Origin of the sequence: Micromonospora krabiensis, assembly GCF_900091425.1 — a bacterium.
Classification (GTDB): Bacteria; Actinomycetota; Actinomycetes; order Mycobacteriales; family Micromonosporaceae; genus Micromonospora; species Micromonospora krabiensis.
The window spans coordinates 4,558,473-4,573,058 of sequence record NZ_LT598496.1 but is presented as its reverse complement, the minus strand read 5'-3'; the positions used below and the strand labels follow the sequence as shown (position 1 = coordinate 4,573,058).

Annotated in this window: 15 protein-coding genes, 1 tRNA gene and 2 pseudogenes; 7 read left to right on the top strand and 11 right to left on the bottom strand. The window is 72.2% G+C overall.

Translation table 11 applies throughout. The features are described from left to right. Positions 1-2 precede the first annotated feature (2 nt). Positions 3-350 carry a PadR family transcriptional regulator gene (locus GA0070620_RS20870; RefSeq protein ID WP_091593399.1) on the bottom strand — a complete coding sequence of 116 codons (348 nt, stop codon included), beginning with the start codon at positions 348-350 and terminating at the stop codon, positions 3-5. Between the two features lie 431 nt (positions 351-781). Between GA0070620_RS20870 and GA0070620_RS20860 the strand changes: the two are divergent. Beyond that, positions 782-1,727: pseudogene (locus GA0070620_RS20860) on the top strand (DUF2637 domain-containing protein). A 436-nt stretch (positions 1,728-2,163) separates the two neighbouring features. Further along, positions 2,164-3,075: pseudogene (locus GA0070620_RS20855) on the top strand (replication-relaxation family protein); the annotation flags it as partial. 514 nt (positions 3,076-3,589) lie between these two features. Here GA0070620_RS20855 and GA0070620_RS33710 read toward each other — a convergent pair. Further along, the gene (locus GA0070620_RS33710) at positions 3,590-3,700 is read right to left on the bottom strand and encodes a type II toxin-antitoxin system YoeB family toxin (RefSeq protein WP_269456584.1); all 111 of its coding nucleotides are present in this window, start codon (positions 3,698-3,700) and stop codon (positions 3,590-3,592) included. A 358-nt stretch (positions 3,701-4,058) separates the two neighbouring features. Here GA0070620_RS33710 and GA0070620_RS20840 point away from each other — a divergent pair, with 358 nt between their 5' ends. Then, the gene (locus tag GA0070620_RS20840) at positions 4,059-4,550 is read left to right on the top strand and encodes a DUF4231 domain-containing protein (protein ID WP_091593396.1); all 492 of its coding nucleotides are present in this window, start codon (positions 4,059-4,061) and stop codon (positions 4,548-4,550) included. A 264-nt stretch (positions 4,551-4,814) separates the two neighbouring features. Here the strand turns inward: GA0070620_RS20840 and GA0070620_RS20835 are convergent, their stop codons facing one another. From GA0070620_RS20835 to GA0070620_RS20825, 3 genes are all read right to left on the bottom strand, one after another. After that, the gene (locus GA0070620_RS20835; RefSeq protein WP_091593394.1) at positions 4,815-5,231 is read right to left on the bottom strand and encodes a type II toxin-antitoxin system VapC family toxin; all 417 of its coding nucleotides are present in this window, start codon (positions 5,229-5,231) and stop codon (positions 4,815-4,817) included. Beyond that, on the bottom strand, positions 5,213-5,467 hold the full coding sequence (locus GA0070620_RS20830; protein ID WP_018729706.1) for a FitA-like ribbon-helix-helix domain-containing protein: 255 nt from the start codon (positions 5,465-5,467) through the stop codon (positions 5,213-5,215). The genes GA0070620_RS20835 and GA0070620_RS20830 overlap by 19 nt, the downstream gene beginning before the upstream one ends. Positions 5,468-5,580: 113 nt before the next feature. Then, positions 5,581-5,652 (bottom strand) — tRNA-Lys (locus GA0070620_RS20825). Between the two features lie 102 nt (positions 5,653-5,754). Here GA0070620_RS20825 and GA0070620_RS20820 point away from each other — a divergent pair. After that, positions 5,755-6,051 carry a hypothetical protein gene (locus GA0070620_RS20820; RefSeq protein ID WP_231921880.1) on the top strand — a complete coding sequence of 99 codons (297 nt, stop codon included), beginning with the start codon at positions 5,755-5,757 and terminating at the stop codon, positions 6,049-6,051. A 92-nt stretch (positions 6,052-6,143) separates the two neighbouring features. Beyond that, positions 6,144-7,226, top strand: a complete 1,083-nt coding sequence (locus GA0070620_RS20815) for an NAD-dependent epimerase/dehydratase family protein (RefSeq protein ID WP_091593392.1) — start codon at positions 6,144-6,146, stop codon at positions 7,224-7,226. 38 nt (positions 7,227-7,264) lie between these two features. Here the strand turns inward: GA0070620_RS20815 and GA0070620_RS20810 are convergent, their stop codons facing one another. The 3 genes from GA0070620_RS20810 to GA0070620_RS20800 all read right to left on the bottom strand — a co-directional run bounded on the left by GA0070620_RS20810 (position 7,265) and on the right by GA0070620_RS20800 (position 10,507). Continuing rightward, positions 7,265-8,455 (bottom strand): hypothetical protein, encoded by a 1,191-nt coding sequence (locus GA0070620_RS20810; protein WP_091593390.1) that lies wholly within the window; start codon positions 8,453-8,455, stop codon positions 7,265-7,267. A 133-nt stretch (positions 8,456-8,588) separates the two neighbouring features. Then, positions 8,589-9,782 carry a GNAT family N-acetyltransferase gene (locus GA0070620_RS20805; protein ID WP_091593388.1) on the bottom strand — a complete coding sequence of 398 codons (1,194 nt, stop codon included), beginning with the start codon at positions 9,780-9,782 and terminating at the stop codon, positions 8,589-8,591. Positions 9,783-9,784: 2 nt separating this feature from the next. Then, positions 9,785-10,507, bottom strand: coding sequence for a PP2C family protein-serine/threonine phosphatase (locus GA0070620_RS20800; protein ID WP_091593386.1), 723 nt, complete (start codon positions 10,505-10,507; stop codon positions 9,785-9,787). A gap of 63 nt (positions 10,508-10,570) precedes the next feature. Here GA0070620_RS20800 and GA0070620_RS20795 point away from each other — a divergent pair, with 63 nt between their 5' ends. Continuing rightward, positions 10,571-11,692, top strand: a complete 1,122-nt coding sequence (locus GA0070620_RS20795) for a response regulator transcription factor (RefSeq protein ID WP_091593385.1) — start codon at positions 10,571-10,573, stop codon at positions 11,690-11,692. Positions 11,693-11,709: 17 nt separating this feature from the next. On the opposite strand, the gene GA0070620_RS20790 is transcribed toward GA0070620_RS20795, so the two are convergent. Then, positions 11,710-12,270, bottom strand: a complete 561-nt coding sequence (locus tag GA0070620_RS20790; protein ID WP_157741685.1) for an XRE family transcriptional regulator — start codon at positions 12,268-12,270, stop codon at positions 11,710-11,712. A gap of 98 nt (positions 12,271-12,368) precedes the next feature. Here GA0070620_RS20790 and GA0070620_RS20785 point away from each other — a divergent pair, with 98 nt between their 5' ends. After that, positions 12,369-13,637 (top strand): benzoate/H(+) symporter BenE family transporter, encoded by a 1,269-nt coding sequence (locus tag GA0070620_RS20785; RefSeq protein ID WP_091593382.1) that lies wholly within the window; start codon positions 12,369-12,371, stop codon positions 13,635-13,637. A 267-nt stretch (positions 13,638-13,904) separates the two neighbouring features. On the opposite strand, the gene GA0070620_RS20780 is transcribed toward GA0070620_RS20785, so the two are convergent. Both GA0070620_RS20780 and GA0070620_RS20775 read right to left on the bottom strand, forming a co-directional pair. Continuing rightward, entirely contained in the window at positions 13,905-14,291 is a 387-nt protein-coding gene (locus GA0070620_RS20780; RefSeq protein WP_091593380.1) for a hypothetical protein, read from the bottom strand. A gap of 29 nt (positions 14,292-14,320) precedes the next feature. Beyond that, positions 14,321-14,572: a hypothetical protein gene (locus tag GA0070620_RS20775; RefSeq protein WP_091593379.1), complete on the bottom strand. Its 252-nt coding sequence runs from the start codon at positions 14,570-14,572 to the stop codon at positions 14,321-14,323. Positions 14,573-14,586 lie beyond the last annotated feature (14 nt).

The following is a 14,586-nucleotide window of genomic DNA, read 5'->3' as shown; positions in this document are numbered from 1 at the left end:
GTTCATGCTCCTTCGTCCTGTCGGTTGTCGTTGTCGCGAAGTTGCTCGATGCGCTCCGTGAGGACGCTCCACGTCCCCCAGAACTCCGCGAGTTGCTCCCGCCCCTTCGCGTTGAGCGAGTAGACCTTCCGCGGGGGCCCCTTCTCGGAGGGAACCTTCGCCACGTCCACGAAGCCGCGTTGCTCGACGCGGACGAGCAGCGCGTAGATGGTGCCTTCCGCGATGTCCGAGAATCCGCGGTCGCGCAGCCACGCGGTGATCTCGTAGCCGTACGCGGATCGTCGGGCCAGGATCGCCAGGACGATGCCTTCGAGAGTGCCCTTCAGCATCTCGGTCATCTGGTTGCCCATGCCATCATCTCCTCGCTACCAAGTGACGCTGACTATCGGTAGAAAGTAGCACTAGGTACCGGTAGATAGCAACGCTGAATACCGAGCGCTTCAGGACGCGCCACTCGGCGCCGGGAGGCTGAACCCGAACACAAGTCAGGTGCCGGCTCGGGTGAGCGGTGGCGAGACCGTCGAGATCACCGACCGCGGACACCCGATCGCCCGACTTGTCTCCGTTGGCAACGACAGGTGGGTGTTGGCCAAGTTGGTAGCGGCAGGACGAGCCGTCGCCCCCGCCGGCGGCGGCTCCGTGCCACTTCCACCGAAGCTGCGACCAACACGGAGCATCAACCTGACTTCACTCAATATCAACCTGACAGGCCGGACGGCTGTGGCCGTCGCGTCTGTCGTCGCGGTCCGCATCGGCCCGACCACGCTGCTCGGAGCCACGCATGGACTACCTGTGGACGAATGGTGGGCCGTTGGCAAGGCCTGAGCATCGACCGCACGGCCCGTCCACCCCTGTACGGTCCGGTCGGGAGCGGCTGGAAAACCAGGTCCAGGTGTTCATCATGCTGTTGATCGGCGGCGCGGCCGGCGCGGCGTCCTTTCGCCACGTCCATGACGTCGCCGCCGCACACGGCCAGCCGGGCTGGCTGGCGTGGGCGGACGCGGTCGTCCTGGAACTGACGTCGATCGGGGGGCCTGGAGCTGCGCCGAAACCGGCGCCTGGGCACGAGCTGCGCATTCGGCGACCGTGTTAGCGGTGGCAGTGTTCCTGGCCCTGTCCGCTCAGGTCGTGGAGGCGGAGGCGTCGGTGATCGGCTGGATCGCCGCCGCGCTGCCGGCGCTCGGCTTCATGGCAATGGTGAAGATCGCACTCGGCCGCGCCGACCCCGCCCCACTCAATCAGACCGCCCGGACCGTCCGGACCGAGCTCGGACCGGCGCTCGCCACCAGCGCCGCGGTCCCGGACGCCCGAGAGACGGTCCCGGACAACCGGGAGACGGTCCCGGACGCCCGAGAGGTGGTCCCGGACAACCGGGAGATGGTCCCCGGACCGTCTGCGCCGGTCCACGCCGGCACGGCTGCGGTCCGGGACTCCACCGCCGCGGTCCCCGCCTCACTGGACCAGCAGCCGGCGGTCCCGGACCGGCGAACGGCCAGGCGCCGGTTGGGAACAACGCGCCGGAGGTCGCCGCGCTGGTCGCGGCCGCCCGGACCGCCCTCCACGCCCTGGCCGCCCAAGAGACACCACTGTCCCGCAAGGCCCTCGCCCGACAGCTCCGCGCTGACGGGCACCAACTGTCCAACGCCACCGCCTCCGCGCTCGTGCGCGTCCTACGCGCCGAGACCGCCCCGCCCGCACCGGATCTGTCACCGCGCCAGGCCGAGTGAAAGAACTCTTGACCCGCAACATCTGTCAGACCGCGCTTCCGCTGTCAGAGCAGCACCCGTAGGTCAGAAGCCCGCGAGCTGACAGAACCTGACCGGACCTGTCACCGCGCTCCCGCCCACCGCTAGCGGCGGATCAGCGCACTTCGCCTACTCGTACACCGGCCAGGAGAAACAACGATGATGCCCTCGCACAGTGAACACCACGAGCGCCTCGTCCGGCGCGACTCACACAGCCTCTCACGGCACGCGCTCGCCCGGCCCGGTATGGCCGGCCGTGTCGGTGTCCATGTCGATCCCCGTTTCACCGTCCGTTTTGATCCTGACCCCCGAACTGACCCCCTGATCCCGCTCACTGCCCAGGTCACGGCCGCTCTCACCAGCTCGACACCGCTCCAGACAGACCCTCCAGTCTGGGGTCTCCCCCCAGGGGCCGCCCATGCGTAAACCGCTACCCGCTGCGGATCCGCTGCTGCGGCTACAGGCCAGCATCACCGCCCGCGACGACTGCCTCCTCGGCTGGCTCTACGACCATGGCGTCCTCACCACCGACCAGATCGCCACCGCCCTGTTCCCATCCCTGGACTTTGCTCAACGGCGCCTACGCCGCCTCACCGTCCTGCGCGCGACAGACCGATTCCGACCCAACCGTGCCTACGGCGGCTCCTACCCCTACCACTACGTGCTAGACCAACTCGGCTACGAGCACGTCCACGCCCAACGCGGGCTCGGACGGCCACGCCGGGACCAGGCCCGCCGCCGCAAACAATCCCTCACCTCGCGGCCGGACCTGCCGCACCTGCTCGGCGGGAACCAGGTCTTCATCGACCTCACCGCCCACGCCCGCACCCACCCCGACAGCCGGCTGGACCGCTGGCAACCCGCCTCCGCCTTCCATGAACCCGGAGTGCTCTACCGGGATGGCAGCAACCCACAGATGATGGTCCACGGACGGACCGGGCTGCCCCGCCCCGACGGCGCCGGCGTCTGGACCGAGCACGGACGGTCCGTACCCTTCTTCCTCGAGTACGACACCGGCCGCGAACGCCTCGGCATCCTCACCGAGAAAATCGCCAAGTACGAAGGGCTCTATTCCACGAGCACCTGGGCATGGCCGGTCCTGTTCCACCTACCTTCCGCCCGCCGCGAGGCGAACCTGCACCATCGTCTCGCCGGCATCGCCCTGACGGCGATCATCGCCACCACCACCGCCGAACTCCGCACCGCACTTGACGCCAGCCCCGCCTCGCAGGTCTGGCAACTGTGCGGCCCGAGCGCAGGCCGTCACCGGCTGATCGACCTGCCCTACACCGACACCCACCACGACGCCGAGTTCCCCAGAACCGTGCCCCCGGCCCCAACAGACGGCCAGCCTCATGACGCAGGGAAGCCCGCGCAATGCGCGGCCTGTGGCCCACACGCCGCCGCACGCTCGGCATACCCATCGATGGGCGGCCCGCACCATCGCAGCGTCAGGCCGCCAGCGGCTCCGTCAACCGGGCCGGCACCGACGTCGGTCGGGTGAACCAGCCAAAGGACTCACCGCGCTGGCGGACGGGCACGGGGAGCGCGACCCCGGCTCGCCGCTGGCGTCGGCCGAGTAGGCGCCGGTCGGCTGGTGCGAGCGAGGCTCAGGGCACTGCGGGCGTTGCGGGCCGCAGCGCACATGCCCGGCTGCCCGACGCATTGCAGGTTCCCGCAGTCGCCTTGCGAGTCCGGCTGGTACGCGGCAACGACGTCGAGGGCCAGCCGCACAGCAGCGGATCAGTCCCCCGGCGGACGTGCGCCTCGCTCCTGGCCGACCTGAACGTGCACCCCGGGTGGCGATGTGGATCCTCCGACGCTCCTGGTTCCAGCCCGGTCCGCTACCGGTCGCCGTAGTGGTAGCGGCAGGCGATGATCTCGACGTCGTCCTTGGTGATTCGATACACCAGCCGGTGTTCGCGATCGACCCGGCGGGACCAGAAGCCGGACAGCTCTCCTCACAGGGGTTCCGGCTTGGGCTGCTGGCGGTCCTCTCGGCCTGGGCTCGTCAGTGTGCCGCCGTCCGGTCGCGTTGCTGTCGACAGCCGTTCCGCTGGCGGTTCGGGCCGAACCTCGCTCTGGATCCGGGTCCGCTGTATTGACGAGGGGCGGACGGTCTCGTCGGACGGGTCGACACAGGGGCCGCTTCTCGTCGATGGCGTCGCTGGCCGACCCTGGCCGTAGGTGTTGCTGCCTTCAGGCTGCCTCGCGGTACCGCTGGATCGTCCTGCGCGGCTCGCGGTCCAGATGATCCGTCACCGTTACTGAGCTGAGGGCAGCCGCTCTGGCGGCGTGCGCGAGGATGAATACATGCCGAATGCGAGCGAGTTGCAGGCTCTACAGGATCGGGCACTGGGACGCTGGGAGTACCTCCAAAGCAATTGGCGCCGACGCGCCAGGGTCAACAAGGGCATCTCGATACTCCTTGTCTACCTCAGCGTGTCCTTGGCAATCTCCGCCACGGTGTTGGCGACGGCACCGGCCGTTCCGAAGTGGTTGGTCGCTGCCGTCAGTGGCGGTACTGCCCTCGCGACGACCCTGCTGGCTGCTACCAAGGCTCAGGAGCACTGGGCGCTCGCTCGGTCGATACAGAACCAACTCCATGCCGAGCGCTTTCTCTACGAGCAACAGGCCGGCCGTTACGCCCTCGCGAGCGCTTCGACTGACGAAGCGCGAACTCGGCTCTTCTCGGAACGCATCACCGAGATTGCCTTGGCGGCTCATGACTCCTGGGCAACCCGGATTGTCACCACGCCCGCTCCCGTCGCGGCTGCACCTGCCTCGGCACCACCCATGACCTGATAAGCCGAAAGTCGACGGGATGATCGAGAGCCGGTCCAGCATCTGGCCGGTTCCCACAGAGGCGGTCCGGCGGGAGTCCAATCCGCCGGCAGCTGTATCAGCCCTGGTCGTGACACTGCTGCCCCTTCAAGGCCGCTGACCTACGGAAGAGTGGGCCGGAGGTACCACCATGCGAACCACAGTGTGACGATTGTCGGTGAGCCGCTTCCACTCAGGATGGCCGGTCCAGGGGGCGTTAGGACGATGATCCTCGGGCGGTCGCCGTCAGGACGCGGCGAGCAGTCGGATCTCGCAGCGGATACCGCTGGCCTTGGCGAGCCGACCATCACCGGTCACGAGTGGGCAGGCCATCAACTCCGCCGCCGCGACGTAAGCCGCGTCGTATGCCGTGACATTGCCCCGCATCTGCCACATCCGGTCAACCAGCATCGCGACGCCAACCTCGTCGATGACCAACGAAGGCAGGGTGTCGATCGCCTCGTGAGCCCGGGCAAGGCCGAGCTTCCCACCGAGGACCTTGCCCCTGATCACGGACATGACCTCGACCAGAAGATGACTCGGCGCGGCCCAGTGCGGATCTCCGGTCAGTTCCGTCCGTGCCGCGTCCCCGACCGGCCCATCATCGACCAGAGCGTCGGCCAGAACCGACGCATCCACGACGATCACGCGGCGCTTCCCCACGGTCCGCGCTGCTCCCGCTGGTCGTTCAACTCTGCGGCGCTCTCCCCCGGCAGAGAGCGAGCACCGTCGGATCGGCCGGCGAAGCGATCAAGGGCCGCCGTGTTGCGCAGCCGTCGAGCCTGCGTCTCCACCAGTTCCAGCAGGTATGCCTGGAGTGACTGCCCGCGCGCCCTGGCCTGGGCTGCCAGGGCGTCTCGCACTTCTTCTGGCACGTCCCGAATCTGGAGAGCAACCATGCATTCATTATGCATGCAGCGTCGCTCGCTCGCCAGGGAAGACTCGGACCCTGGATCAACTGATTCGCATGACGACTGTGGTACATCCAAGAGCCGCAGGTCGGAGAAGTGTGTGGGCCGCCAGGGACTCGAACCCTGAACCTATGGATTAAAAGTCCACAGCTCTGCCATTGAGCTAGCGGCCCGCGCGCTCAGGTTACCGGACGAAGGTGACTGACGAGTGGATCAAGCCGGCCGGCGGGGCGCGCATGGGGCGGCCGGGACGGGGAACCGGTACCGGCATGCGGATGACCAGCGCCCCCGCGGTGGCGGCCTCCGGCGAGGAGACGGGCCCCACGGGCGTACGTGAGCCGGCCGGTGAGGTGCACGCCTGGCTGCCGGGGCAGAACCAGACGGTCTGCGGGCTGCCGTTGAGCCGTACCCGGCTGCGCCGGTTTCCGCACGTGCGGTTCGACTACGCGTCGACGGACGTGCTCACCGGGGAGGATCCGGTGGGGCGGATCTGCCCCCGCTGCCTGGCCGCCACGGAGGGCCGGCGGCGGGACGAGAAGCACGCCTGGGTGCGCCACGCGCCCCGGCCCTGATCGGGCCACGGCGAGCGGCAGCGCCGCCAGGCGGCAACCGCCACCAGCTCGGGCGGGCGGTTGGCGGGCGGCTTTGCGGGTACGAGCCCGGCATGCGGATCGTGGTGGTGGGGGCGAGCGGCAACGCGGGGACCGCCCTGTTGCGCCGGCTGCGCCGGGAGCGGGGCGTGGAACTCGCCGGGGTGGCCCGGCGGCTGCCCGGTCCGGAGGCGGGTGAGCCGTACGACCAGGTGGAGTGGCACTCCTGCGACGTGGGGCTGCCCGGCGCCGCTGACCAGCTCGCCGAGGTCTTCGCCGGGGCGGACGCGGTGGTGCACCTGGCCTGGCAGATCCAGCCCAGCCACCACCAGCGGATCCTGCACCGGACCAACGTCGAGGGCAGCCGGGCGGTGATCCGCGCGGTGCTCCGGGCGAAGGTGCCGGCCCTGGTGTACGCGTCGTCGGTCGGCACGTACGCGGCGGGCCCGAAGGACCACCCGGTCAGCGAGCGGTGGCCGACGACGGGGGTGCCCGCGTCGTCGTACAGCCGGGACAAGGCGGCCGTGGAGGAGCTGCTCGACCAGGTGGAGCGGGAGCATCCGGAGCTGCGGGTGGTGCGCCTGCGCCCGGGGTTGAACTTCCAGCGCGACGCCGGCACCGAGATCACCCGCTACTTCCTGGGGCCGTTCGCGCCGGTGCGGCTGCTCCGGTACGGCCGCATCCCGCTGGTGCCCACCCACCGCCGGCTGCGGATGCAGGCGGTGCACACCGACGATGTCGCCGAGGCGTACGCCCGGGCGGTCCTGGGTGACGCCCGCGGCGCCTTCAACGTGGCCGCGGACCCGGTGCTGACGCCGGAGCTGGTGGCCCGCCACTTCCACGGCTGGACGGTGCCGGTGGTGGCCCCGCTGCTGCGCGGCGCGGCGGCGCTGACCTGGCACGCCCGGCTGCAACCGGTCGACGCGGGCTGGGTGGAGCTGGCGTTGAGCGTGCCGCTGATGTCCAGCGAGCGGGCCGAGACGGAGCTGGGTTGGTCGCCGAAGGTGGACGCGGTGGCGGCGCTGCGGGAGCTGTTCGAGGGGATGGCGGGGCGCGCGCACACGAGCAGCCCGCCGTTGTCCGCCGCGCCCGACCTGCCCAGCCGCCCCCGTGGCCTCCTGAAGGGCCACCTGACCGGCCACCCCAACCCCTACTGACCCCGGGCCCCGCCGGGGTGGGGCCCGGGGGGCCGAGGTCAGCTCAGGCGGGAGCCGGGGGTGGAGGGGTTGCGGGCGCCGAGGAAGAAGATGCCGGGGTAGCCGCGGGTCTCGAACTGGCCGCTCGGGTTCCGGCGCAGCGTCGAATCCTCGATCGTCATCGTGCCCGTGCGGTCGTTGCTGACGAAGAAGATCGCCCCGCCGCCCTCGTTGGCCCGGTTGTTCTCGATCACCGTGCCGGCGATCTTCACGGTGAACCGGTTGCCGTCGCAGTAGATCGCCCCGCCGCTGCCGCCGCCGGGTGTGCCGGCCTTCGCCGGGTTGGCGCCGTTGCCGACCGCCGTGTTGCCGGTGAACCGACTGTTCAGCACCGTCCACGACACGCCGATGCTGCTCAGCGCCCCACCGTTGGCGCAGGTGCCGTTCTCGAAGGTGCTGCTGACGACGTACACCGGCTTGTTCTCGTGCTGGCTGAGCACGCGCAGCGCCGCGCCACCCAGGTCCGGCCCCGTACGGTCGCAGCGGTTGCCGACGAACCGCGAGTTGACCACCTTCACCCGGCCGCCGCGGACGAAGATCGCCCCACCGCCGCCGCCCTCGGCCTGGTCGCCGGTCGAGTTGCCCTCGGCGAACGTCAGGTTCTGCACGGTGAGCTGCGGGTGGTCCTGGTTCTGGCAGTGCGAGGTGGTCCAGCCCTGCGCCTCGTCGCACGTGTTCATGTAGAGGATCCGCCGCTGTCCCTGCCCGCTGAGGGTGACCTTGCCGCCGCCGTCCAACACCACCTTCGGGCCGTTGGCGTTGCGGACCTTCGCGGTGGCGGTCATCTTGATCGTTAGCGGGTCGGGTCCACAGTTGAACGTGATGACGCCGCCCGCCGCGACGGCCTTCACCACCGCGGCCGACGTGCAGCCCGCCGGGGTGCCCGTGCCGACGGTCCGGGTGGGCCGGGACGTGTCCACCGCGCGGGCCTCGGCGGGCACCGGCGCGTCCCCGTTCGGGTTGCCGGCCCTGAGGACCGCCGCCGGCTTCCGGGACGGGCTGGGGCTTCCGCTCGGGCTGCCCAGACCCGTCCGGGCCGCCGGGGCGACGCCCTGGTCGCCGGTGGGCAGGGCGGTCGCCGAGGCGGTGGCGGCCGGCGAGCCGGCGTCGCCGCCGGACGTGCCGCAGGCCGGCAGGGTGGCGGCGACGACGCCGAGGGCGACCAGGACGAGGACGGGCTTGAGGCGCACCCCACGATGCTAGGAGCGGACCGGCCGCCAGGCGTGCCGCGCCGGGCCGGCTTAACCCGTTGCTAAGCCGACCGCCGCCGGATCGATGCCGGACCGGGCGGACGGCTCGATGCCGGAACGGCGCGGGCGGCGCTCAGAAGTCGGCGAAGAGGTACGGCACCCGGCGTGGGAAGAGGCGGCGCAGCTCCACGGCGGCGTCGGGCGGCACCTCGCCGAGCCCGCGCAGGTGAACCTCGACCGGGTCGAGCACCCCGTACGCGAGCGCGGACAATCCGGCGGCGGTGAGCGTGGCGGCCGGCACCGGCGGCACCCCGGGGGCGCCCAGCAGCTCCAGCGAACCGGTGCTGCCGTCGAGCACGTGCGACCCGGCCAGCCAGCGGTCACCGGTCAGCTCGACCCGCACCCGGCCCGGCCCCGCCGGCAGACCGGCCAGCGCGTCCAGCGACAGCAGCCGGGCCATCGGCGCCGAGCCGTCCGGTCGGGCGACCCGCGCCTCCACGTGCACGGCCAAGTCGGTGAGCCACAGCTCGGGCAGCTCGTCGGCGGGGACCTGGACGCTGATCCGGTCCACCTGGTCGACGTGCCGGGCGAAGAACTGCAGCAGCAACATCCGGGCGTGCGGGTCGGTGGTGAGCAGGTCGTCGGCGACCAGCGTGCCGCCGTGGTCGTCGATCCGGTACGTCACCGCGCCGGTCACCCGGTCACCGACCCGCGCGGTGAGCAGCCAGCGCTCGTCCCGGTCGCGCAGCCCCACGTCCCGGTAGTCGGGGAAGAGCGCGAAGCCGTGCCGCTCCCGCAGGACCCGCTCGGTGAACTCCCGCCAGACCGGGTAGCCGGTGCCGATCCGCTCCCAGCCCACCTCACCGGGCAGGTCGGCGCCGAGCAGGGCGCCGAGGTCGGCCGGGGAGAAGCTGACCGTACGCGGCTTGGGCAGCCCGACGTAGCCGAACTTCGCGTAGAAGCTGGGCCGGAACGGATAGAGCGCGGTCAGCGGGTGACCCTCGTCGCGCATCTCGTCGAGGAGCTGGGGCAGGAGCGTCCGGACGTGGCCCTGGCGACGGGCCAGCGGATGGGTGGCCACCCCGGCGACGCCGGCCATCGGCAGCACCGCCCCGCGCAGGTTCTGTCGCATGGGGATGGCCGACGCGGCGGCCAGCGTGGTCCCGTCCTCCTCCACGATCAGGGTGCGGTTTCCCTGGTGGTAGGTCAGGTAGCGGGGAAACTCCGCCGTCCGGCTCGGGGAGAGCGGCGACGGCTCGAAAGCGTACGCGGAGAGCGCGAAGCTGGTCGTCAAACGGTCGTCGGGGCCGACACGGCGGACGACCATCCTCAGGACACCAGGGTGACGTCGGAAACCACGACGGTCACGTTATCCGGTGCGCCGGCCTGGTGGGCGAGCTTGACCAACTGCTCGCCGCAGAGCTGCCGGTCGCCGTACGCGCCGAGGGTCACGGCGATCGCCTCGTCCTCGACGTAGTCGGAGAGGCCGTCACTGCACAGCAACAGACGGTCACCGGCCAGCACACTGAGCGTGCCGATCGTCGGTGGGGCGTCCGCGCCCTGCACCGCCTTGGTCACCAGGGACCGCTGCGGGTGGTGCCGCGCCTGCTCGGGGCTGAGCGCCCCCTGGTCGACCAGCGCCTGGACGAACGTGTCGTCCCGGGTGAGCTGGATCAGCTTCGTGTCGCGCAGCAGATAGCAGCGGGAGTCGCCGACCTGCGCGAGGACCAGCGTCTCGCCGGCGAGCAGGGCGGCGGTGAGCGTCGTACCCATGCCCTCGCGGGCCGGATCCACGGTGATCGCCGCGTGGATGCGCTGGTTGGCGGTGCTCACGACGGCGCGGAGCGCGTCCGCCGCCTCGTCCGCGTCGGTCGGCGGGTTCAGCTCGTCCAGGATCCGGATGACGATCTCGCTCGCCACCTCGCCCGCGGGCAGGCCGCCCATGCCGTCGGCGACGGCGACCAGCCGGTCACCGGCGAGGGCGGAGTCCTCGTTGTTGGTCCGGACCAGACCGATGTCGTTGAGGATGGCCGAGCGGAGGATCAGCGTCATGGGGTCAAGCTTGCCAAGAACACCCCACCCGCGTCTCTACGCACTACTGCGTAGGGTTGAGGAATGATGCCGGTGTCCATGGTCGGGCGCGCCGGGGAGCTGGCCGAGCTCGACCGGGCCTGGTCGACGGTGGTGGCCGGCGGGCGCGCCGCACCGACCGTGGCGGTGATCACCGGAGCCGCCGGTGTGGGCAAGAGTCTGCTGGTCGCGGCCGCCCTCGACGCGTTCACCCCGCGACCGGCGGTGGTCCTCTCCGGCGCCGCGCGGGTGCACAGCCCCGCCCCCTACGACTGGTTGGCGGCGGTGCTCAGCGGCCGCGACACCGGACGACTGGATCTGCCGCCCGACGCGCTGGCGTGGCTCGCCCAGCAGCCCACCGCGCCCCGCGAACGTTACGCGCCGGGCACCCTGCTGCGGCTCGCCGTGCGTACCGTCCGGCTGCTCGTCGACACCGGCCCGGCCGTGCTCGTGGTCGAGGACCTGCACGCGCTCGACCCGGCGAGCCTCAACCTCGTCGGCGAGCTGGCCGCCGCCGCCGACCTGCCCGCCCTGCTCGTCGTGGCCACCCGGCCCGCCGCGGAGTCGGTGGCGCCGGACCTCGCGGTCCGCGTCCTGTCCCGGCTCTGCGGTGTACGCGGCGCCGTCCGCCAGCACCTCGGGCCACTGCGCCCCGACGACGTGGCCGAGGTCCTGACCCAGGTGTACGCCGGGTCCAGCCCTTCGTCCCGCCTGGTCACCGCCGTCTGGCGGCGGACCGGTGGCAACCCGTACGCCCTGACGGAGCTGCTCGCCGCCCACTCCGGCCAGCCGCCGGAGGCGCTCCTGCGGCCGACCCACATGGCACCGCCGCCCCGCCCCGCGCCGCCGGGGATGGCCGGTCCGGCGACGTCTGGCGCGGTGGCGACTCGTTCGGCGGCGGTCGGCGCGGTGGCGCCTCGGTCGGCGGCCGCGCGGCCGGCCAGCGTGGCGGAGGCCGAGCTGACCGCCCGGGAGGTCGAGATGCTCGACTGCCTCGTCGCCGGCATGTCCAACAAGCAGGCCGCCAAGGCTCTTGGCATCTCCGTGCGGACGGTCACCGTGCACGTGTCCAACCTGCTGCGCAAGACCGGTTCGGCGTCGCGGACGGAGGTCGCGCTCTGGGCCGTACGGCACCGGCACGCGGCCCCCGCGCAGGTCGACGGCTGAAGCCTCGGCTCAGCCGCTCAGGTGCGCGGGTAGCGCAGGAGCAGGCTGGCGCTGACCTCCTCGTCACCCACCGCCGCGTAGCTGTGCGGCACGTCCGACGTCCACCGCAGGTGCCCGCCGGCGGCGGCCGTCAGCGGCGCGTCCACCGGGCCGGCCCGCAGCACCCCGGCGAAGACCGTCACGTGCTCGGTGACCCCGGGCTGGTGGGCGGGGGAGAGCTGCCCCGGGCCGGGGACCACCCGCATCCGGTAGAGCTCGTACGTCGCGTCCGTGTCGGTGAACACCTCGAGCAGCGTGGCGTGGACCGCCGCCCCCCGCACGGCGGGCCCGGCGGCCGGTTCGGCGAGTACGGCGGTCAGCGGCACCCCGAGCTGGGCGGTGACCGCGTACAGCGTCTCCAGGGTCGGGTTGCGGGTGCCGTTCTCCAGGCCGGACAGGGTCGCCTTCCCCACACCGGCCATGCGGGCCAACGTGGACAACGAGATCCCCCGCTCCTCCCGCAGGCTGCGGACCCGGCCGCCGATCACGGCGGGGTCCGCGTCCAGGGGGCGGCGGCGCTCTGGTGGAGGCTGCGGCATGCCCGCTATGGTGCTACAGACCGCCGTTCCGTAAACGGAACACCTCCGACTGGCGAGGTGGAGCGCGGGGGCGCGGGGCGGACTGGCGGAGGTGGCACGTGGCGGCGCGGACACAACCGGTGCTGGCGGGCGCGGTGACGGCGGTGGTCGGCTTCGCCAGCTCGTTCACCGTGGTGCTGGCGGGCCTGCGGGCCGTCGGGGCCGACGCGAGGCAGGCGGCGTCCGGGTTGCTGGCGCTCTGTGTGGCGTCCGGGCTGGCGGCCGCCTGGCTGGGCCTGCGCTACCGGATACCGATGAGCATCGCCTGGTCGACCCCGGGGGCGGCGCTGCTCATGGCCACCGGGCCGGTGCCGGGCGGCTGGCCCGTGGCCGTCGGCGCGTTCATCGTGTCCGGCCTGCTCATCGTGGCAGCCGGGCTGGTGCGGCCACTGGGTCGGGCCGTCGCCGCCATCCCCAAGCCGATCGCCGGCGCCATGCTCGCCGGGGTGCTGCTGCCGCTGTGCACCGCACCGGTGCGCGCCCTGGTCGAGGTGCCCCGACTGGCCGGGCCGGTGGTCGTCGCCTGGCTGCTGCTGCACCGGTACGCGCGCCGCTGGGCGGTGCCCGGCGCGCTGGTCGTCGCGGTGGTGGCGATCGCGTGGACCTCCGCCCACGCCGGCCTCGGCGCGATCGGGCTGCGACCCGTCGTCGAACTGACCCCGCCGTCCTGGAACGTGTCCGCGCTGGTGGGGCTCGCCCTGCCGCTCTTCCTGGTCACCATGGCCGCGCAGAACGTACCGGGAATGGCGGTGCTGGTCGGCTACGGCTACCGGCCGCCGTTCACCGCGGCGCTGCGCACCACGGGCCTGCTCAGCGTGCTGGCCGCCCCGGTCGGCGGCCACGCCGTGAACCTCGCGGCGATCACCGCCGCCCTCGCCGCCGGTCCCGACGCCCACCCCGACCGGGACCGGCGCTGGATCGCCTCGGTGACCGCCGGAGTCGGGCTGGCCCTGCTCGGGCTGGGCGCCGGTGCGGCCACCGCGCTGGTCGCGGTCGCCCCACCGATCCTGATCGAGGCAGTCGCCGGGCTCGCGCTGCTCGGTGCGCTGGCCACCGCCCTCGCCTCGGCGTTGGCCGACCCCGCCGGACGCGAGGCCGCCGTCGTCACCTTCGCGGTCACCGCCTCCGGGGTCACGCTGGTCGGCGTGGGCGGCGCGTTCTGGGGCCTGGTCGCCGGTTGCCTGATGCTCCTGCTCTTCCGTCACCGGCGCCCCACCGAACCCGCCTCCGCGCTCGCCCCGGCCTCCGCGCCCGCGCAGGCCCCCGCGCCCGGACCCGTGGGTGAGCCGGAGCCTGTTTCCCGGCCGGCGGCGGGCCGGCCGGGTTGATCCACTCCGTTTCCGTGATGACGCGGTGTCCGCAGCGGTCGGACACCGCTATTTCCCTGATACGGAGTGGATCAGGCTCGGAGCTGTCGTCTGCGACATCAGCCGCCGGTGGGGGCGGCAGGATTCGACGGACGCCTCGAAGAGCAGGATTCGAGGGACGCCTCGAAGAGCTGAGTCGTTACGACATCAGCTCTAAAGGAGGTGCGGGAGGGAGGGGCGACCCCCGCCGGCCCGCCCGGCCGAGCGGGGGCGGCGCGGGAGCTCGGGTCACTCCTCCGGTGGCAGGTCGCCCACCGGGACGTCGAGGCGTACGTGGCCGTCGGCGACGGTGGCGATCCGCTCGGCGGGCACGTAGACGGCTCCGGTGCGGGCCAGTTCGGTGGTGACCTTCAGGTAGCCGCCGTGCAGGAGTCGGGCCGCGAGATCGGCGGGTACGTCGGGCTCCTCGGCGGCGGTCGACTCGATCAGTTCGTCCAGGCTGCTGCCGGGGTCGGCGGTCGGCACCGGTGTCGTCGGCGCCTGCACGGTCACCGCGTTCGGGTCCCCCCGCTGGACGAGATCCACGGTGCCGACCTCGGTGCCGGCGACGTCGATCACCGGCATGCCGGTGGTGACCCGGGAGATGGTCGTCTGCTGGTCGCCCTGCTGCTCCATTCAGGCGCGGTTCCCGGGGCGGCGCGCCGCTAAACGCCACCCCGGTCCCAGCCGCCCGGCGGCCGGGGCGACAGCTCCCGCCAGTTGTCCGTACCCTCGAGCAGCGCCCGGACCGTCTCCTCGGCCGCGTCCGCACTGTCGTGCTCGTAGAAGCGGGAGATCCCCTCGGCGCCACCGGCCCGCTGCTCGACGTGCCAGCGGTCGCCGTCCACGCGGAGGAACACGTCCCGCCGCGCGAGCCGCCCCCACTTCCCGTTCCACCAGTGCTTTCGCTGCTCCATGCGCGGACTCTATC

Bases quoted from the DNA above. Each gene is read 5' to 3' on its own strand.
- GA0070620_RS20815 (WP_091593392.1), top strand. From the start codon at position 6,144: ATGCGGATCGTGGTGGTGGGGGCGAGCGGCAACGCGGGGACCGCCCTG.
- GA0070620_RS20780 (WP_091593380.1), bottom strand. From the start codon at position 14,291: ATGGAGCAGCAGGGCGACCAGCAGACGACCATCTCCCGGGTCACCACC.
- GA0070620_RS20795 (WP_091593385.1), top strand. From the start codon at position 10,571: ATGATGCCGGTGTCCATGGTCGGGCGCGCCGGGGAGCTGGCCGAGCTC.
- GA0070620_RS20805 (WP_091593388.1), bottom strand. From the start codon at position 9,782: ATGGTCGTCCGCCGTGTCGGCCCCGACGACCGTTTGACGACCAGCTTC.
- GA0070620_RS20820 (WP_231921880.1), top strand. From the start codon at position 5,755: ATGACCAGCGCCCCCGCGGTGGCGGCCTCCGGCGAGGAGACGGGCCCC.
- GA0070620_RS20800 (WP_091593386.1), bottom strand. From the start codon at position 10,507: ATGACGCTGATCCTCCGCTCGGCCATCCTCAACGACATCGGTCTGGTC.
- GA0070620_RS20840 (WP_091593396.1), top strand. From the start codon at position 4,059: ATGCCGAATGCGAGCGAGTTGCAGGCTCTACAGGATCGGGCACTGGGA.
- GA0070620_RS20830 (WP_018729706.1), bottom strand. From the start codon at position 5,467: ATGGTTGCTCTCCAGATTCGGGACGTGCCAGAAGAAGTGCGAGACGCC.
- GA0070620_RS20790 (WP_157741685.1), bottom strand. From the start codon at position 12,270: ATGCCGCAGCCTCCACCAGAGCGCCGCCGCCCCCTGGACGCGGACCCC.
- GA0070620_RS20775 (WP_091593379.1), bottom strand. From the start codon at position 14,572: ATGGAGCAGCGAAAGCACTGGTGGAACGGGAAGTGGGGGCGGCTCGCG.
- GA0070620_RS20870 (WP_091593399.1), bottom strand. From the start codon at position 350: ATGGGCAACCAGATGACCGAGATGCTGAAGGGCACTCTCGAAGGCATC.